Origin of the sequence: Arenimonas sp. (assembly GCF_044353605.1) — a bacterium.
Lineage (GTDB): Bacteria > Pseudomonadota > Gammaproteobacteria > Xanthomonadales > Xanthomonadaceae > Arenimonas.
Window position 1 is genome coordinate 43,346 of the sequence record NZ_JBILBO010000005.1, and the last position, 18,274, is coordinate 61,619.

The following is an 18,274-nucleotide window of genomic DNA, read 5'->3' on the forward strand; positions in this document are numbered from 1 at the left end:
GCTTAAATCCTCAGATCCAGCATGGCGTCGCTGATGTCATCCTCGACGATGGTGTGGCGGATCTGCGACAGGTGGGCCTGTTCGCTCCAGAGTTCGAGTTTGCTACCCATGCCGAGGAGTACGGCGCGTTTTTCAATGCCGGCGGCATTGCGGTGACTGCCGGGCAGCAGCACACGGCCGCTGTTGTCGGGCTCGAGCACCGTGGCGGCGCCAACCAGCTTGAGTTGCAGATTGCGATGGACTTTCTTGGCATTGGGCAGGGCGTTGACCTGGTCACGCACGCTTTGCCAGACTGATTCGGGATACAACCACAGGCAACCGGCTTCGTAGGGGTTGTAGGTCAGCACCAGGCGGTTGCCACAGGCGCCCGCAACCAGATCACGGAAGGCCGTCGGGATGGCCAAACGCCCCTTGTCGTCGATGCTGATGGCGGTTTCACCTTGAAACATATCCACAAATTCCCACTAATTTCCAGAATTTTCCTCGTTCTCCCACATTAGTATTCCAAAAAGGCAAAGTCAAGCACTTTTCATGAAAATTTCACAAGTCGAATCAAAGGCTTGCGATAACTTAAGAATTCGCTTTAAGAATCCATAAATGCGCATTGTTTATGTTGAAATTTAGCAAATCAGCTCCCGGCGCTGTTCTTTTCCACGGACTTATCCACAGGATCCTCCCCTGCCCGAATACCGTCCCCCGCGAACCCGCCTTGCGCAAAAAAACGGCGTTTTTGGCGAGATGACTTCCGGCAGATGTGAATCTTGCGAAATCTGCGACACTGGCTGAACACCAACGGAGGATGCGCATGGAGCGTTTCGGACGCAGCTGGGAGTTACTGAAAGCCTGTTTCGCGGTGTTGCGCGATGACAAAGAACTGATGCTTTTCCCGGTACTCTCGGGCTTTTCGGCATTGCTGGTTCTGGCCACCTTCGCCCTGCCGCTGTTCTTCACGCAGGCGTTTTCGCACGGCTTCGGTCTGTTCGGCATGCTGGTCGCCTTCGCGTTTTATTTCAGCCAATACCTGGTGATTTTCTACTTCAATGCCGCACTGGTCGGCGCGGCGCTGAAGCGGCTGGAAGGCGGCGACCCGACACTCTCCGACGGCATCGCCATCGCCAACGAAAACATCAGCGCCATTCTCGGCTACGCCGCCATCGCCGCGACCGTCGGCATGCTCCTGCGCGGCCGCCACCGCCGGCGCGGACTGGAAGCGCTGGCGCGTTCTTTGGCCGGCATGGCCTGGACGCTCGGCACCTTTCTTGTGGTTCCGGTGCTGGTCACGCGAAAAATCGGTCCGATCGATGCCATCACCGAAAGCGCACGCCTGCTGAAGAAAACCTGGGGTGAAAACCTGATCGGTAGCGCCGGCATCTGGCTTGGCTTCGGCATCGTCACGTTTCTTTACATCGCCGCATCGGTGGTGTTGGTGGTCCTGGCGGCGAAAGCAGGCACCGTGTTTGCCATCGCGCTCGGCGCGGTGCTGTTGCTGGGCCTACTGTTGATCGGTGTAGTGAAAAGCGCCATCAAGGCGATCTACACCGCGGTGTTGTACCGCTACGCCGCTGAAGGCGCAGCGCCGGACGGTTTCGATGCCCAGCAACTGAGTCTGGCGTTCGGATCGCGCTAAGGGCTTCATCGGTAAAGGGGCGGAGCTGGCCGATAAGCCGGGTTCTGTCGTGGACAACCATTCCTCTAGACCCTGCGTCACCGCAGGGCTCAAGCAGCACACCCGGGTGCGGATCGAGCCGATCCATAGCACCCCTATTTGGCCTTGCTCCGAGTGGGGTTTACCGTGCCCTGCGGCGTTAGCCCCGCAGGCGGTGGGCTCTTACCCCGCCATTTCACCCTTACCACGCACCTTGCGGCCGTTCGGCGGTTTGTTTTCTGTTGCACTGGCCGTCGGCTTGCGCCGCCCAGGCGTTACCTGGCACTCTGCTCTGTGGAGCCCGGACTTTCCTCGGCGCTTGCGCGACGCGGTTGTCTGGCCAACTCCGCCGTGCGTATTGTCGCACAGTCCGGCTGAACGTTTGCAATTGCCATCGGCATCGACATAATGGGCTTACCCCTCACCAAGGAATGACCATGCGTCCCATCGCCACACTGCTGTGCTCGGCCCTGCTGCTGGTTTCCGGAGCCGCTTCTGCTCAAGAAGCCGCCGCCGTTCAGGAAGTGGCTGCACCGGCACCTGCTCCGGTGGCTGAAGCTGCCGTGCCGGCCGCCGAAACACCCGCGCCGATCGACCGCAGTACCCTGAAATACTCCAACAAATGGCGCATCGCTTTTGACAATCGCGCTAAAGCCGATGGAACTCTGGTGTTCCAATTGGTCATGCAGGACAAGGACGCCGAACCGCTGGTGGTGAGCGTGCCGATCAGCAAAGGCACCGGCGAGAACAACGCCGCTGATGCAGTGAAGAAGGCACTGCGCAGCGCGTTTCCGAAAGACTTCAAAGTCGAAGGCGACGATGGTGAAGATGTCCTGGTCAAGCTCAACTTCATCGAAGGCCGCAGCAGCTTGATGCTGCTTGAAAACAATGTCGAAGGCCTGAAAGTCAAAATCAAGAAAGAATAATCACTCGCCGCCGTACAGCGCCTTGCGCGGCGCGCCGCTGATTTCGGCCGCCAGCTTGGCCGCCTGCGAGGGTTTCATCGCTTCGCTGAGCTTTGCATAAAGACGCCGTCCTTCCCGAAGGGCGGCGTCTTCGTCTTCCGGGGCGCCGGAAACGATGATGACGAATTCGCCCTTGCGTTGGTTGGCATCGGCGGCAACGCGATCAGCAATGCTGGCCAGCGTGCCGTCCAGAACCGTTTCGAACAGCTTGGTGATTTCGCGCGCCAATACCGCTTCGCGCTCATCGCCGAAAGCCGCGCGCATGTCGGACAGACACTCCTCGATGCGGTGCGAACTTTCATAAAAAACCAGGGTACGGGTTTCGCCGGCCAAGGCATTCAAGCGCTCGCGTCGGGCCGAGGCTTTGTGCGGCGGAAAGCCTTCGAAGCAAAAGCGGTCGGAGGCCAAACCGGCCACCGACAGCGCCGCGATAGCGGCACACGGCCCGGGAATGGGCGACACGGTGATTCCGGCGGCCCGCAACTCACGTACAAGGCGGTAACCCGGATCGGAAATCAAAGGCGTGCCGGCATCGCTGACCAGCGCCAACGTCTTGCCGGATTGCAATTGCGCCAACACTTGGGCCACGCGTTCTGATTCGTTGTGCTCATGCAGGGCCAGCAAGGGCCGGTCCAGTCCGAGCGCGTTCAGCATCTGGCGGGTATGCCGGGTGTCCTCGGCACAGATCAGATCAGCGCCGGCCAGCACGTCACGGGCACGCGTACTCAAATCGCCCAGATTGCCGATTGGCGTGGCGACCACATACAAAGCGCCCTTTTTCAGCTCGAACATTGCTAAAATCCAGTCTGGAACTGCCTCCATCATAGCGTTTCGCTGAAGGGAATTGGATTATGCGTGCATTGACCGCCGCCGCCGTGTTGTGTGTGTTGACCGCCTGCAGCACCGGTCCGACACGGGCCCCGGTAAGTGATACTCCAAAAGCACAGACCCCGGCCGATGCGTTGGCGCAAGCGCGTGCAAAAAACCAGCATTGGCTGGATCCGGCCTTGATCAATGCCTTCCCGGAATCCGGCGCCGCCGACTACCGGCCGCCGTCGGAACTGGCCGTACTTCTGCCGCAGTCCGGCAACCTCGCGGTTGCCGGCAACGCCATCCGCGATGGCCTGCTCTCGGCCTACTATGCCGAAACCCGCAGCAAGCCGGGCATCCGTTTTTATGATACGCAAGGCAACGCCGCCGGCGCCAAGGCAGCGTTCGATCGTGCGGTGGATGAGGGCGCGCAGATGATCATCGGGCCGATCGGCAAAGATGAAGTGGCGGCCATCCACGACGCTGCCGGCACCATTCCGGTGTTGGCCCTGAACCGAATCGAGACACCGAGCAATCGGCATGTGCTGAACTTCTCGCTGAGCCCCGAGCGCGAAGGCGAAATCATCGCCGAACGCCTGCTCGGCAAAAGCCTGCTGCAGACGGCCGTGTTCAGCCAAGGCAGTGACAGCAACAGCCGCATGCTGGCTGCGTTTGAAAAACGTTACCAAGCCGGCGGTGGCAGCGTCTTGCTGAAAGCACCGGCACCGATGTTCGGCAAGGATGCCGAGGGCGTCGCTGTCAATCCGGTGTTTCCGGATGCGGTCCGCGAAGCCAAAGCCGTGTTGCTGTTGATGAACGGCGATGCCGCCAAACCGACACGCGCCGCGTTGGCCTTGAACGGCGCCGCCGGCATTCCGGTGTTCGCCGGCACCGACATCACCGAAAGCGGCGATGCGAAAACCAATACGCAGCTCGATGGCATCGAGTTCCTGCAGATGCCCTGGCTGGTCAACCGCGGCAACAGTTTGAACATCAGCGCCGCGCAGCTGCTGAAACTGCCGAGCGCGCGCGGCCCCGGCGCGAAACTCAATGCCTTCGGCGCCGATGCCTGGCTGATCGCCACGCGCCTGCCGGTGTGGCTGGCTAGTCCGAACAGCGAAATCGCGGGCGCTACCGGCAGCCTGCATCTGGAACCGGATGGCCGCATCGAACGCACGCTGCCGTGGTCGGTATTCCGTGCCGGCGTGCCGCAAGCCCTTAATGGCCCCTAAGCTCAGCCCGCTGCAGCAGCAAGGCCAGTTGGCGGAAGATGCCGCGCTGGCCTTTCTGGAACAACACGGGCTGCGGGCACTGGCGCGCAATGCCCGTTACAGCGTCGGCGAACTGGATCTGATTCTGTTACACGGCGACACCGTGGTATTCGCGGAAGTGCGTCAACGGAAATCCGATGCCTTCGGTGGTGCCGCGCAATCCATCGACCGCCGCAAGATGCGCAAGTGCGCCCTGGCCGCACAATGCTGGCTGAAGCAGCATCCGCAATACGCCCAGGCGCCCTGCCGTTTCGATGCCGTGCTACTGACCGGCCGTGACAATGCCTGGAAGATTGACTGGCTGCAGGCCGCGTTCGTGTTCGAGGACGTGTTCTGATGGACCGTGGCATCATCTCTGCTTTCGAAAAAGCACTCGGGCATGAGGCCGTGCTGACTGCCGCCGCCGACTGTCTGGCCTACGGCTACGACAACTCCAGTTACCGTGCCAATCCGGCCATGGTGCTGCTGCCGGTGCGCATCGAACAGGTACAGACTGCAGTGCGCCTCGCGCGCCAATACCAACTGCCGTTGACCGCACGTGGCCGCGGCACCAACACCACCGGCGCCAGTGTGCCCATCGAACGCGGCATTGTGATCAGCTTCGAGCGCATGCAGCGCATTCTGGCCATTGCGCCCGGCGACCGCACCGCGGTGGTGGAACCCGGCGTGCTGAACGGCGATCTGCAATTGGCCTTGATGCCGCACGGGCTGTTCTGGTCACCGGATCCGACCTCGGCGCCTTACTGCAGCATCGGCGGCAACATCGCCTGCAATGCCGGCGGCCCGCGTGCGGTGAAATACGGCGCCACCCGCGACAATGTGCTGGCGCTGAAAGCGGTGACTGGCACCGGCGAGCTGGTGGAGTTCGGTGCGCGTACGAATAAAAATGCCTCCGGATTCGATCTGTCGCGTCTGTTGATCGGCTCGGAAGGCGGACTGGCACTGGTGGTGGAAGCCACGCTGAAACTGCATCCGAAACCGGCGGCAAGCCGCATGCTGCGCGCGCTGTACCGCGATGTCGAATCGGCGGCCGAAGCGGTGGCGCGCCTGATGGCGCAACCCGAAACGCCCTCAATGCTGGAATTCATGGACGCCACTGCCATCCGCTTGGCACGTGATGTCGGCGGTGCCGACTTGCCCGATGCCGGTGCGCTGCTGATGATCGAAGGCGACGGCGATCCGGCACGGCTTGACGCACTGATGCAAACCCTGGCCACACATGCCGGCGGTGAGGGTTGCCTCGATATCGCCATTCCCGGCAGCAGCGATGAACAGGCGCAGTTGATGGTGGCGCGGCGTGCCTTATCGCCGGCGCTGCGCAGTCTGGCCAGCGGAAAAATCAACGAGGACGTGGTGGTGCCGGTATCGCGGGTGCCCGAGCTGGTGCGCTTCGTGGAACAGCTCAGCCGCGACTCCGGCCTGCTGATCGTGTGCTTCGGTCACATCGGCAACGGCAATGTGCATGTGAATGTGATGTACGACAAAGCCGAAGCTACGCAGACCGCGACGGCCAAGTCCTGCGCGGAAAAACTGTTCACCGAAGTACTGCGCTTGGGCGGCATGCTCTCGGGCGAGCACGGCATCGGCTTGGCCAAACGCGGGTTCATGGCACAGGCCTTCAGCCCGGAAACGCTGGCGATGATGCGCGGCATCAAAACCTTGTTCGATCCGGACAATATTCTGAATCCGGGCAAAACGCTGCCGGACACCAGTTCGTAATTTTCAGATGATGTGAAAAATGAGTTGTGCCACCGCCAAGGCCAACAGCCCGGCAAACACATCATCGATCATCACCCCGAAACCGCCGGAAAAGCGTTTATCCGCCCAACCGACCGGACCGCGTTTGACGATATCGAATAAACGGAACAGAACGAAGGCGAGCACATAGGCCATCAGTGTTTTCGGCAACAGCAACAATGCAATCCACTGCCCGATGAACTCATCCCAGACGATGTAACCCGGATCTTTCACGCCGGTTTTGGCAATCATCCAGTTGCTGGCGCGCACGCCCAGTTCGAAGCCGACGGCAATCACCAGCAGCTGCAACCAAACCGGTTGCTCAGCCATCAACAACCACCACAGCAATAGCGCCAGCAGCGAACCCATGGTGCCCGGTGCTTTTTTCGATAAGCCGCTGCCGAAACCGAGTGCGATCCAGGCATAGGGGTGTTTGAGCAAGCGATAATCAGTGAACATGTTTAGCCTCCGCGAAATGCCGGTAGCCGGTCTGTTCCAGCGCCAGATGTTCGCCATCCGGCGTCAGGCAGCGCAGTCCGGATTCGGCGGTGATGTGACCGATGACCGAGGCAGTGACCCCCGCGGCCGCCATGGCTTGTTCAATGGCGAAAGCCTCGGCCGGTGACGCGGTGAAGCACAATTCGTAATCGTCGCCGCCGGACAGCTGCAGCGCCCAACGGGCGGTGTCGTCTTTGTGGAAATCGAGCAGACTGGCTGACACCGGCAAGCGGCCGAGTTCCAACTCGGCCCCGACGCCACTGCCAGAAAGGATATGTCCCAAATCCTGCGCCAAGCCATCGCTGATGTCGATGGCAGCGCTGGCCAGGCCGCGCAGCGCCAGACCGGCCGCCACGCGCGGCGTGGGCCGGTCGAGCCGATGCCGCAGTTTCATCGACTGCATCGGGCCGTGTTTGTATTGCTGCAATGCCGCGGCGGCATCGCCAAGCGAACCGGTGACCCAGACATCATCACCAACGCGCGCACCGGACCGGCGCAAGGCGGCACCTGCGGGCACGAAGCCCTGCACGGTGACGGTCACTGTCAATGGGCCGCGGGTAGTATCACCGCCAATCAAACTCACGCCGTGTTCGGCGGCCAGTTCCAGCAGGCCTTCGGAGAACCCCTGCAGCCAGTCCCAATCCATCTCGGGCAGGGTCAGTGCCAGACTCATCCAGGCCGGTTCGGCGCCCATCGCCGCCATATCGCTGAGGTTGACCGCAAGCGCCTTGTAGCCGATGTCGGCGGCGGATGTGTCTTCGGGAAAATGCACGCCGGAAACCAGCGTGTCGGTGCAGGTTATCAACTGCATGCCGGGCGGCACGCTGCAGATGGCGGCATCATCGCCGATGCCGAGTACCACATCGTCGCGGGCGCCGGATTGCTGCGCCTTGTTTTTCAGCCAGGCAATCCAGTCGAACTCGCTCATCCGCGACGGGCGTTGAGCTCGGGCTGGCGCCAGATGCCGGCGGCTTGATCAAGCACGCCGTTGACATAGGTATGGCCGTGATCGGAACCGAAACGCTTGGCGATTTCGATGGCTTCGTTGAGGATGACCCGGTACGGCACATCGAGGCGGTCACGCAGCTCGAGGGTGGCGATGCGCAGCACGGCGCGCTCGATCGGATCGACCTGTTCCATCGGGCGATCCAGGCAATCGGCCAATGCGGCATCGAGTTCGCGGTAACCGCCGATGACGCCGCGCACCAAGGCCTCGAAATACGGCAGATCGGCCACTTCCATGTCCTGCTCGTGGCTGAACTGCTCCAGCACGGTGTCGACCGGCGTGTGCGACAGCTGCCAGGCGTACACGGCCTGCAGGGCACGGCGGCGGGAGCGCGAGCGGGCGGCGGGGTCGATGCCGTCGGTACGGGCAGGTTTCATCGGAGTCCAATGTACGGGGTGGAGGGTCATTTTACCGCAGCGCGGGGTATCACGCACCCGCGTCGCTGGACAGGTCCTGCCACATCACCGCCACGGTCTGGCCGTGCAGTTGCCGGCGTTCATGCAGCAGCCAGCCGGCGTTGGCGTAATAGTCTTCATGGTTCTCGGTGAACAGATACCAGCCCGAATAGCCCAGCGCCGCAACCGCTTGTGCCGCGGCATTCATCAGGGCCTGGGCCACGCCTTGACCGCGCGCCTGGGGCACGATGTAGAAACTAGCCAACCACGGCCCGGGCACATCGGCCATTTCCGGGGAATCTTCCAACAATGCACTAATCGAACCGATCAATACCGCATCGGCATACGCCAGCCAGGTGGCCGGCAAGCCGGCGTGTCGCAATTGCGCTTGGAATTCCGATCGGGCAGCGGTTTCATCCCATTCGGCAAACAGACCGGCCCACTCGCGTACATGCCAGGCTGCCAGCGTTTCGGCCACTCCGGATTGGCCGTTCCAACGCTCGATGCGGAAATTCATGGTTTTTTCGGATCGTCGAGCAGCGGCAGCTGCTCCGCCGCCAGACCGGGCATGTCGCGTTCCAGACGCGCGATTTCCTCGCGGAACTCCTCGATGTCCTGGAATTTCCGGTACACGGAAGCGAAGCGCACATAGGCCACATGGTCGATTTTCTTCAGCTCGTCCATCACCAGAATGCCGAGCTGGTGCGAGGAGATTTCGCGGTCGGTATGTTTCAGCAACCGGTGCATGATGGCATGCACGGCGGCATCAATCTGCTCGCCGGTGACCGGACGCTTCTGTACCGCACGCTCGAAGCTGGTGCGCAGTTTGCGTTCCTCAAAGGCTTCGCGCCGGCCGTTGCTCTTCACCAAGGTCGGCATTTTCAGATCGGCCGATTCGTAGGTATTGAAACGCTCGCCGCATTCGGCACATTCACGCCGACGGCGGATGGCCATGCCCTCTTCCACCACGCGGGTGTCGATGACACGGGTATCGTCATGCTGGCAGAACGGGCAGTGCATTCAGGCTTATTCGTAAACCGGGAACATCCGGCACTGCTTGGTCACGTTGTCGCGCACACCACTCAGCACCGCCTCATTGGTGTGGTCGTCGAGCACGTCGCAGATCCAGTTAGCCAAGGCCACGCATTCCGGTTCTTTGTAGCCGCGGGTAGTCAGCGCCGGGGTGCCAATGCGCAGACCCGAGGTGACAAAGGGCGAGCGCGGATCGTTCGGCACCGAGTTTTTATTGACGGTGATGTGCGCCTTGCCGAGAGCGGCTTCGGCGTCTTTGCCGGTGATTTCGCGGCCGATCATGTCGATCAGCATCAGGTGGTTTTCGGTGCCGCCGGACACAATCTTGTAGCCGCGCGCCATGATGGCTTTGGCCATGGCTTGGGCATTCTTCACCACTTGCACTTGGTAGTCTTTGAATTCCGGTTCCAGCGCTTCCTTGAACGCCACCGCCTTGCCGGCGATCACGTGCATCAGCGGGCCGCCTTGGGTGCCGGGGAATACCAGCGACTGCAGTTTCTTTTCGATCTCTTCGTTGGCGCGGGCCAGAATGATGCCGCCGCGCGGGCCGCGCAGAGTTTTGTGGGTGGTTGAGGTCACCACATCGGCATGCGGCACCGGATTCGGGTACACACCGGCGGCGACCAGACCGGCCACGTGCGCCATGTCGACGAAGAAATAGGCACCGACCGATTTGGCGATTTCCGCCAAACGCGCCCAATCGACGATCTGCGAATAGGCCGAGAAACCACCGATCAGCATTTTCGGTTTGTGTTCCTGGGCCAGACGGTTCACTTCGTCATAATCGATCAGGCCGTTTTCATCCACACCGTACTGCACGGCGTTGTAGATCTTGCCGGAGAAGTTCACTTTCGCGCCGTGGGTCAAATGGCCGCCGTGGGCCAAGCTCATTCCCAGCACGGTATCGCCCGGATTCAGCAGCGCCATGTACACCGCGATGTTGGCCGAGGACCCCGAGTGCGGCTGTACATTGGCGTAATCGGCACCGAACAGCTGCTTGGCGCGCTCGATGGCCAAAGCCTCGGCCACGTCGACGAATTCGCAACCGCCGTAGTAACGCTTGCCCGGATAGCCTTCGGCGTATTTGTTGGTCAGTACCGAGCCCTGGGCTTCCAGCACGCGCGGGCTGGTGTAGTTCTCCGACGCAATCAGCTCGACATGGTCTTCCTGGCGCTGGCGCTCATCGGCGATGGCTTTGGCGAGTTCAGCGTCGTACTGGGCAATGGTCTGGCTGCGGGCGAACATGGGGAAAGCCTCGGGATCTGGGGGAGGCTTAAATTGTAGCTTGCACGCGCCCCGAGGGCTAGCCGAAACTGGCGGAAAACCCCTGAATAAGGGATAATTGGCGCCAATTCACCGCAAGATATCGGGCTTGGCCCAGGAATCCCCATGCAATACATTTACACCATGATCGGCGTCTCCAAGACCGTGCCGCCGAAGCGCGAAATCATCAAAGACATCTCGCTCAGTTTCTTCCCGGGCGCCAAGATCGGCCTGCTCGGCCTGAACGGTGCCGGTAAATCGACCGTGCTGCGCATCATGGCCGGCGTGGACACCGATTTCACCGGCGAAGCCCGCCCGCAGCCCGGCATCAAGGTCGGCTACCTGGAGCAGGAACCGCGCTTGAACCCGGAGCAAACCGTGCGCCAGGCCGTGGAAGAAGGCGTGGGCGAATTGCTGCATGCCCAGGCCGAACTCGACGCCGTGTACGCGGCCTATGCCGAAGAAGACGCCGATTTCGACAAGCTGGCCGCCAAACAGCAGCGCCTGGAAGCGATTTTGGCCAGCGGCGATGCCGACACCCTGGAACAGCAACTGGAAATCGCCGCCGACGCCCTGCGCATTCCGGCATGGGATGCCATCTGCGGCAAACTCTCCGGCGGTGAAAAACGCCGCGTGGCGCTGTGCCGTCTGCTGCTCTCCAAGCCCGACATGCTGCTGCTCGACGAACCGACCAACCACTTGGACGCCGAATCGGTGGAGTGGCTGGAACAGTTCTTGGCGCGCTACACCGGCACCGTGGTGGCGGTGACCCACGACCGTTACTTTCTGGAAAACGTGGCCGAATGGATCCTCGAACTCGACCGCGGCCGCGGCATTCCGTGGAAAGGCAATTACACCGCATGGCTGGAGCAGAAAGGCGACCGCCTGAAGCGCGAAGAATCGGCCGAGTCGGCCCGCCAGAAAGCACTGGCCAAGGAATTGATCTGGGTGCGCAGCAACGCCAAGGGCGGCCGCAGCAAGGGCAAGGCCCGTCTGGCCCGCTTTGAAGAGCTGAACTCACAGGAATACCAGAAGCGCAACGAAACCAATGAGATCTTCATTCCGCCGGGCGAACGCCTGGGCGACCGCGTCATCGAATTCAAGAACGTGTCGAAATCCTTCGGCGACCGCCTGCTGATTGACGACCTCAGCTTCCAGGTGCCGCCGGGCGCCATCGTCGGCATCATCGGCCCGAACGGCGCCGGTAAATCGACGTTCTTCAAGATGATCACCGGCCAGGAAAAACCGGACAAGGGCGAAGTCAACATCGGCCATACGGTGAAGATCGCCTACGTGGACCAGAGCCGCGACTCGCTGCAGGCCGACCAGAACGTGTGGCAGGCGGTGTCCGGCGGTTCCGACATCATCACCATCGGCAAAACCGAAATCCAGTCGCGCGCTTACATCGGCCGCTTCAACTTCAAGGGCTCGGACCAGCAGAAACTGGTCGGCACGCTCTCGGGCGGTGAACGCGGCCGCCTGCACATGGCGCAGACCCTGCTGCAGGGCGGCAACGTGCTGCTGCTCGACGAACCGTCCAACGATCTGGATATCGAAACCCTGCGTGCACTGGAAGACGCCATCCTGGAATTCCCCGGCTGCGCGATGATCATCTCGCACGACCGCTGGTTCCTGGACCGCATCGCCACCCACATCCTCGCTTTCGAAGGCGATTCGCACGTGGAATTCTTCCCCGGCAACTACAAGGAATACGAGGAAGACAAGAAGCGCCGCCTGGGCGATGCCGGCGCACAGCCGCACCGCCTGCGTTACAAGGCCCTGAAATAAGATGGGCTTCATCGGGCGCATCAACGCCGCGCAGCAGGCCAACAACAGCCTGCTGTGCGTGGGTTGGGATCCGGAGCTGGAGAAATTTCCGGCCCACCTGCACAACGCCCCCGATGCCCTGTTCGATTTCTTCAAAGCCATCGTTGATTCCACCGCCGATCTGGTGTGCTGCTACAAACCGCAGATTGCCCACTTCGCGGCGCTGGGTGCGGAAGATGCCCTGCTGCGCCTGATTCAATACACGCAGGCCACCTACCCCGCCATTCCGGTCATCCTCGATGCCAAACGCGGCGACATCGGCTCCACCGCCGAGAAATACGCCGTGGAAGCCTTCGGCCGCTATGGCGCCGATGCGGTCACGCTCAACCCGTATCTGGGCCGCGATTCCATCGAGCCGTTCCTGAAGCACGCTAACAAGGGCGTGATTCTGCTGTGCCGCACCTCCAACCCCGGCGCGAAAGACCTGCAAGACCTCGACTGCTCCGGCAAGCCGCTGTATCAGCGCGTGGCCGAAACCATCGCCCGCGAATGGAACGGCAACAACAACTGCCTGTTGGTGGTCGGCGCCACCTGGCCACAGCAGCTGGCCGAAGTCCGCGCCATTGTGGGCGATATGCCCTTCCTGGTGCCCGGTGTGGGCGCGCAGGGCGGCGATGTGCAGCAGATCATCCAGAACGGCCGCGGCAAATCGTCCGATGCGCTGATCATCAGCTCCTCGCGGGCCATTCTGTATGCCGGCAATGGCACCGATTTTGCCGAAGCCGCAAGGGCTGCAGCCTTGAAGCAGCGGGATGAGATCAACCGCTACCTGTGATTGAGAATATGCGATGATGGCACTCCCATTTGGAGCCCACCATGAACCCCGCCCTGTTTGACGCCACCGTTCCCGCCTTCACCCGCAGCCTGCGCGCCCTCGACGCCTGCCTTGACAAAGCCCAGGCCCATGCCGAAACCGTCGGTTTCGACATCACCAGCCTGTTCGGCGCACGCCTTGCCCCCGATATGTTCCCGCTCGGCCGGCAGATCCAAATCGCCTGCGATTTCGCCAAAGGCGTGAGCGCCCGTCTGGCCCAAGCCGACATGCCGAACTTCGAGGACACCGAAACCACGCTGGCCGAGTACAAGGCCCGCATCGCCAACACCATCGCCCTCATCCAGACGCTGCCGGCCGATGCCTTTGCCGGTGCCGAAACCCGCCAGATCGTGATCATGCGCAAAGACACCAAGCGCGAATACAGCGGCCTGGACTACGCCCACCACGCCGGCCTGCCGAATTTCTATTTCCACGTCACCACCGCGTACAACATCCTGCGCCACAACGGCGTGCTGATCGGCAAGAAGGATTTCATCGGCAGCGTCTAACGCCCCATCCCCCTTTCCTGAAAGGGGGATGCACGAAGCGCAGGGGGATTCACGCCCGAACCAAGGAATGAATGCATGAAAATCGATGAATCGCTGAATGTGTTTGGCGAACCGCTGGAGCTTTGCGGCGCCGATCCGGTGACCGGCTTCTTGCGCGATGGCAATTGCAACACCTGCAAGGAAGACACGGGCTCGCATACCGTCTGCGTAGAAGTGACGCGGGCTTTTCTGGAGTTTTCCCGATTCCGCGGCAATGATTTATCCACGCCGATGCCGGAATACAACTTCCCTGGCCTGCAGCCCGGCGACAGCTGGTGCCTGTGTGCAGGCCGATGGCTGGAAGCGGCAGAAAACAACATGGCGCCCAGAGTCCATCTGAAACGAACCCATATCCGCGCGCTGGATATCGTCCCATTCGAGCTGCTGAAGAAACATGCGGTAGATCTGAATTAGATTCCGCAAATTACCCCTACATCCCTCCCGGCCTCCCTTCTGAAGAAGGGAGGAGATAACCCTTTCCCCCTTTCTTGAAAGGGGGATGCGCGAAGCGCAGGGGGATTTGCTTCTGGTGCGAAGCGCAGGGGGATTCACTTCTTGTTGCGCGAAGCGCAGGGGGATTAATTCACCCACTTCCGGGCGTTGACGAACAACTGCATCCACGGCGAGAGCTCGTCCCACTGCTTCGGATGCCAGCTCATCTGCTTGCTGAACGCCACGCGCTCGGGGTGCGGCATCATCAGCGTGGCGCGGCCATCGGCCGAGGTCAGACCGGTAATGCCCATCGGCGAGCCATTCGGGTTGGCCGGATAACTGCTGGCCAGATCGCCGGTGTTGTCGATATAGCGCAGGGATACGGCCGCGGCAGCGAGATCGGTTTCAGCACTGAATGCCGCGCGGCCTTCGCCGTGCGAAACCACCACCGGAATGCGCGAACCGGCCATGCCGGCCAGCAGAATGGACGGCGATTCGACCACTTCCACCATACTGAAACGCGCTTCGAATTGTTCGCTGTGGTTGCGCAGGAAACGCGGCCAGGCCTCGGCACCGGGAATCAGCGCTTTCAGCTGGCTCAGCATCTGGCAGCCGTTGCACACGCCCAGGGAAAAGCTGTCTTGGCGCGCGAAGAATTCGGCGAACAAAGTACGCAGGGCTTCGCGTTCCAGAATGGAGGTGGCCCAACCGCGGCCGGCACCCAGCACATCGCCGTAACTGAAACCGCCACAGGCGGCCAGGCCTTTGAAGCTGGACAGGTCGGTACGGCCGGCAATCAGGTCGGACATGTGCACGTCCACCGCTTCGAAGCCGGCGCGGGTGAAGGCGGCCGCCATTTCGATCTGGCCGTTCACGCCCTGCTCGCGCAGAATGGCCACGCGCGGCGCGGCGCCGGTGTTGATCATCGGTGCTTCGGGCACGAAGCTCAGCTGCGGCTGCATGCCGGGCGCATCGAACTGGCTCGCAGCTTCGAACTCGGCATCGGCGCATTCGGGGTTGTCGCGCAGCTTCTGCATGGCGTGCGTCACCGACCACCAGGCATCGAACAGGGTCTGCCAGGACCAGGCGGCCACGGTGTCGTTGTCGCGCAGTACGCGGATGCAGTCCAAGCCGTTTGGTTTGGCCACGCGCTGGGCGCAGTGGGTCAGATCGCATTGGTTGATCAGATCGGCGAAGGCGGCGCGGTCGTCTTTCGCCACCTGCACCAGCACGCCGAGTTCTTCGTTGAACAGGCAGGCCAGATCGTTGTTGCCCCAGTAATCGAGTTTGATGTCGAGACCGCAATGGCCGGCAAAGGCCATTTCGCACAGCGCAGCAAAGGCGCCACCGTCGGAACGGTCGTGATAGGCGAGAATCAGTTCCTGCTTGCGCGCACGGATGATCAGCTGCGCCAGCGCGGCCAGCAGTTCGGGCGCGTCCAGATCCGGGCACTCGCCGCCGAAGCGGTTCTGCACCTGAGCCAGAATGCTGCCGCCCATGCGTTTCTTGCCGGCACCCAGGCCGATCAGCCAGATGTCGGATTCCACCGACGTATCCAACACGGGTGTCGATTGCGTACGCACATCGTCCACGCGCGCGAAGGCGGAAATGATCAGGGATACCGGCGAGCTTGAGGTCTGCGTTTCGCCGCCGCTCTGCCAGCGCGATTGCATCGACAGCGAATCCTTGCCGACCGGAATACTGATGTCCAGCGCCGGGCATAATTCCATGCCCACCGCCTGCACCGCCTGATACAGCGCGGCGTCTTCGCCGGGCTGGCCGGCCGCGGCCATCCAGTTGGCCGACAGTTTCACTTCATCCAAACCGGCAATCGGTGCCGCCAAAAGATTGGTAATCGCCTCGCCAACCGCCAAGCGCGCCGAAGCGGCCGCGTTCAACACGGCAATCGGGGTGCGTTCGCCCATGGCCATGGCTTCGCCGGCGAACCCGGTGAAATCGGCACTGGTGATGGCGCAATCGGCCACTGGCATCTGCCACGGGCCAACCATCTGGTCGCGTGCGGTCAGGCCGCCCACGCTGCGGTCACCGATGGTGATCAGGAATTGTTTGGCGGCCACGCTCGGGTGCGCCAGCACTTTCAGGCCGGCTTCGTACACGCCGATGCCGCCGGCATCGAAGGCCGGGTGCGCATCGATGATCGGTGCCACGGCATCGCGCTGCATCTTCGGCGGCTTGCCGAACAGCAGGTCCATTGGCATGTCGATGGCGCGGTCCTGCGGGGCGATGGCGTCCATGGTGCCGCGTTCGGCACCGTAAGCCACAATCAGACTTTCTTCGTCGGTAGCAATGCCGACTGCCGCGAACGGGCAGCGTTCGCGTTCGCACAGGGCGCGGAATTCGGCCAGATGTTCGGGCGCGATGCCGAGCACGTAGCGTTCCTGCGATTCATTGCACCACAATTGCATTGGCGACAGCGAGGGATCATCGCAGGGCACTTTGCCCAGATCGATGATGCCGCCCTTGTCGGAATCGTGCAGCAGTTCCGGGATGGCGTTCGACAGACCGCCGGCGCCGACGTCGTGCATGAAGCGGATCGGGTTGGCATCGCCGCGCGCGAAGCAGCGGTTGATCACTTCCTGGCAGCGCCGTTCCATTTCCGGGTTGTCGCGTTGCACCGAGGCGAAATCGAGCGCTTCCGAGCTTTGTCCGGACGCCACCGAAGAGGCCGCGCCACCGCCCAGACCAATGAGCATGGCCGGACCGCCGAGCACGATGACGATGTCGCCGTCGCGCATCGGCAGTTTCTGCACCTGACCCGGATCAACCGTGCCCAGGCCGCCGGCCAGCATGATCGGTTTGTCGTAGGCACGCACGTGCGTGGCATCGCTGCCAGCCAGTTCGAAGCTGCGGAAATAGCCGGTCAGATTCGGCCGGCCGAATTCGTTATTGAACGCGGCGCCGCCGAGCGGGCCGTCGGTCATGATTTCGAAGGCCGAAGCCATGCGCGGGTTCAGCACGCGCGGTGCTTCCCAGGCTTGCGGAAGTGTCGGAATACGCAGATGCGAAACCGAGAATCCGGTCAGGCCGGCTTTCGGTTTTCCGCCACGGCCGGTCGCGCCTTCGTCGCGGATTTCACCACCGGCACCGGTGGACGCGCCGGGAAACGGCGAGATGGCGGTCGGGTGGTTGTGGGATTCGACCTTGATGCAGAACGCACTGGCGGCGGCTTCGCCGAAGCGGTAAGTTCCGGCATCATCCGCGCGCAGATGGCGGGCCACGTGACCTTCGATGACCGCGGCATTGTCTTTGTAAGCACTCAGCGTGTACTGCGGCGCGAGTTTGTGCGTGTTGCGGATCATGCCGAATAGGCTGTGCGGCATGTCGCGGCCGTCGATGCGGTAGGACGCGTTGAAGATCTTGTGCCGGCAGTGTTCGGAATTGGCCTGCGCGAACATCATCAGTTCGGCATCGGACGGATCACGGCCGAGCGCACCATAGCGCTCCTGCAGATAAGCCACTTCGTCTTCGCTCAGCGCCAGGCCGAGTTCGGCATTGGCCTGCGGCAATTGGGCGATGGCCAGGCGCTGCAGCGGTCCGCGCGCCAGAGCGGCAAACAAGGCACCGGCCTGCTCGAGGCTGGCGCACACGCTTTGGGTCATCGGATCGGACAGCAGTTTGTCGATGTCGCGCCAGAGCGCATCGCCTTCCGGTGGCATGCCCAACAGATCCAGACGCAGACCGCGTTCGGCACGACGCACCGGCAAGCCGGCGCCCTGCAGAATTTCAGTGGCCTTACTCGACCACGGCGAACGGGTACCCAAGCGCGGCGTGACGATGCGCGACACCGCGCCGGTCAGCGCTTCCATGCGGCCGATGCAGCCTTCCAGAATGCGGCCGAGGGTGGCGGTATCGTGCAATTCCGCGTGGGTATCAACGAAATACAGGTGCCAAGCGCCGACGATGCTGGCATCGGGAACGATCTGTTGCAGTCGGGCTTGGAGACGGTCGCGTCGGAAAGCGGATAAGGCCGGAAGGCCTTCAAGAACGATCATGGCTGCACGCTGAGGGGG

General features: G+C 62.0%; 18 protein-coding genes and 1 other RNA gene. 9 read left to right on the forward strand and 10 right to left on the reverse strand.

Annotation, left to right across the window (positions count from 1 at the left end; all coding sequences use genetic code 11):
* Positions 1 to 2 precede the first annotated feature (2 nt).
* Complete coding sequence (gene mraZ / locus ACIQ1A_RS04475; RefSeq protein ID WP_395769872.1) at positions 3 to 449, reverse strand: division/cell wall cluster transcriptional repressor MraZ; 447 nt, start codon at positions 447 to 449, stop codon at positions 3 to 5.
* A gap of 356 nt (positions 450 to 805) precedes the next feature.
* On the opposite strand from mraZ, the gene ACIQ1A_RS04480 reads away from it, so the two are divergent.
* Positions 806 to 1,627, forward strand: a complete 822-nt coding sequence (locus ACIQ1A_RS04480) for a DUF6159 family protein (protein ID WP_395769873.1) — start codon at positions 806 to 808, stop codon at positions 1,625 to 1,627.
* A 17-nt stretch (positions 1,628 to 1,644) separates the two neighbouring features.
* Here ACIQ1A_RS04480 and rnpB read toward each other — a convergent pair.
* An RNA gene (gene rnpB, locus ACIQ1A_RS04485) (RNase P RNA component class A) lies at positions 1,645 to 1,993 on the reverse strand.
* Positions 1,994 to 2,082: 89 nt separating this feature from the next.
* Here rnpB and ACIQ1A_RS04490 point away from each other — a divergent pair.
* On the forward strand, positions 2,083 to 2,571 hold the full coding sequence (locus ACIQ1A_RS04490) for a hypothetical protein (protein ID WP_395769874.1): 489 nt from the start codon (positions 2,083 to 2,085) through the stop codon (positions 2,569 to 2,571).
* Here ACIQ1A_RS04490 and rsmI read toward each other — a convergent pair whose 3' ends face one another.
* Positions 2,572 to 3,402: a 16S rRNA (cytidine(1402)-2'-O)-methyltransferase gene (gene rsmI, locus ACIQ1A_RS04495; RefSeq protein WP_395769875.1), complete on the reverse strand. Its 831-nt coding sequence runs from the start codon at positions 3,400 to 3,402 to the stop codon at positions 2,572 to 2,574.
* Between the two features lie 59 nt (positions 3,403 to 3,461).
* Here rsmI and ACIQ1A_RS04500 point away from each other — a divergent pair, with 59 nt between their 5' ends.
* The 3 genes from ACIQ1A_RS04500 to ACIQ1A_RS04510 are packed head-to-tail and all read left to right on the forward strand — an operon-like array spanning position 3,462 to position 6,410.
* Positions 3,462 to 4,652, forward strand: coding sequence for a penicillin-binding protein activator (locus ACIQ1A_RS04500; RefSeq protein ID WP_395769876.1), 1,191 nt, complete (start codon positions 3,462 to 3,464; stop codon positions 4,650 to 4,652).
* Positions 4,642 to 5,028: a YraN family protein gene (locus ACIQ1A_RS04505; RefSeq protein WP_395769877.1), complete on the forward strand. Its 387-nt coding sequence runs from the start codon at positions 4,642 to 4,644 to the stop codon at positions 5,026 to 5,028. The genes ACIQ1A_RS04500 and ACIQ1A_RS04505 overlap by 11 nt, the downstream gene beginning before the upstream one ends.
* Positions 5,028 to 6,410, forward strand: a complete 1,383-nt coding sequence (locus ACIQ1A_RS04510; RefSeq protein WP_395769878.1) for an FAD-binding oxidoreductase — start codon at positions 5,028 to 5,030, stop codon at positions 6,408 to 6,410. The genes ACIQ1A_RS04505 and ACIQ1A_RS04510 overlap by 1 nt, the downstream gene beginning before the upstream one ends.
* A 3-nt stretch (positions 6,411 to 6,413) precedes the next feature.
* Here the strand turns inward: ACIQ1A_RS04510 and ACIQ1A_RS04515 are convergent, their stop codons facing one another.
* From ACIQ1A_RS04515 to glyA, 6 genes are read right to left on the reverse strand one after another with little or no spacing between them, the layout of a single operon-like run.
* Positions 6,414 to 6,887 carry a phosphatidylglycerophosphatase A gene (locus ACIQ1A_RS04515; protein ID WP_395769879.1) on the reverse strand — a complete coding sequence of 158 codons (474 nt, stop codon included), beginning with the start codon at positions 6,885 to 6,887 and terminating at the stop codon, positions 6,414 to 6,416.
* A complete protein-coding gene (gene thiL, locus ACIQ1A_RS04520; protein ID WP_395769880.1) occupies positions 6,877 to 7,854 on the reverse strand; it encodes a thiamine-phosphate kinase in 978 nt (325 codons plus the stop codon). The genes ACIQ1A_RS04515 and thiL overlap by 11 nt, the downstream gene beginning before the upstream one ends.
* Positions 7,851 to 8,309 carry a transcription antitermination factor NusB gene (gene nusB, locus ACIQ1A_RS04525; protein WP_395769881.1) on the reverse strand — a complete coding sequence of 153 codons (459 nt, stop codon included), beginning with the start codon at positions 8,307 to 8,309 and terminating at the stop codon, positions 7,851 to 7,853. The genes thiL and nusB overlap by 4 nt, the downstream gene beginning before the upstream one ends.
* 49 nt (positions 8,310 to 8,358) lie before the next feature.
* Entirely contained in the window at positions 8,359 to 8,844 is a 486-nt protein-coding gene (locus ACIQ1A_RS04530; protein WP_395769882.1) for a GNAT family N-acetyltransferase, read from the reverse strand.
* The gene (nrdR, locus tag ACIQ1A_RS04535; RefSeq protein ID WP_395769883.1) at positions 8,841 to 9,347 is read right to left on the reverse strand and encodes a transcriptional regulator NrdR; all 507 of its coding nucleotides are present in this window, start codon (positions 9,345 to 9,347) and stop codon (positions 8,841 to 8,843) included. Before nrdR ends, ACIQ1A_RS04530 begins: the two co-directional genes overlap by 4 nt.
* 6 nt (positions 9,348 to 9,353) lie before the next feature.
* Positions 9,354 to 10,604, reverse strand: a complete 1,251-nt coding sequence (gene glyA / locus ACIQ1A_RS04540) for a serine hydroxymethyltransferase (RefSeq protein WP_395769884.1) — start codon at positions 10,602 to 10,604, stop codon at positions 9,354 to 9,356.
* Between the two features lie 144 nt (positions 10,605 to 10,748).
* On the opposite strand from glyA, the gene ettA reads away from it, so the two are divergent.
* The 4 genes from ettA (at position 10,749) to ACIQ1A_RS04560 (ending at position 14,225) form a co-directional block, all read left to right on the forward strand.
* On the forward strand, positions 10,749 to 12,410 hold the full coding sequence (gene ettA, locus ACIQ1A_RS04545) for an energy-dependent translational throttle protein EttA (protein WP_395769885.1): 1,662 nt from the start codon (positions 10,749 to 10,751) through the stop codon (positions 12,408 to 12,410).
* 1 nt (position 12,411) lies between these two features.
* A complete protein-coding gene (gene pyrF / locus ACIQ1A_RS04550; RefSeq protein ID WP_395769886.1) occupies positions 12,412 to 13,224 on the forward strand; it encodes an orotidine-5'-phosphate decarboxylase in 813 nt (270 codons plus the stop codon).
* Positions 13,225 to 13,265: 41 nt separating this feature from the next.
* The gene (locus ACIQ1A_RS04555) at positions 13,266 to 13,772 is read left to right on the forward strand and encodes a DUF1993 family protein (RefSeq protein WP_395769887.1); all 507 of its coding nucleotides are present in this window, start codon (positions 13,266 to 13,268) and stop codon (positions 13,770 to 13,772) included.
* 75 nt (positions 13,773 to 13,847) lie between these two features.
* Entirely contained in the window at positions 13,848 to 14,225 is a 378-nt protein-coding gene (locus ACIQ1A_RS04560) for a DUF2237 family protein (protein ID WP_395769888.1), read from the forward strand.
* Between the two features lie 164 nt (positions 14,226 to 14,389).
* Here ACIQ1A_RS04560 and purL read toward each other — a convergent pair whose 3' ends face one another.
* Positions 14,390 to 18,256, reverse strand: a complete 3,867-nt coding sequence (gene purL / locus ACIQ1A_RS04565; protein ID WP_395769889.1) for a phosphoribosylformylglycinamidine synthase — start codon at positions 18,254 to 18,256, stop codon at positions 14,390 to 14,392.
* Positions 18,257 to 18,274 lie beyond the last annotated feature (18 nt).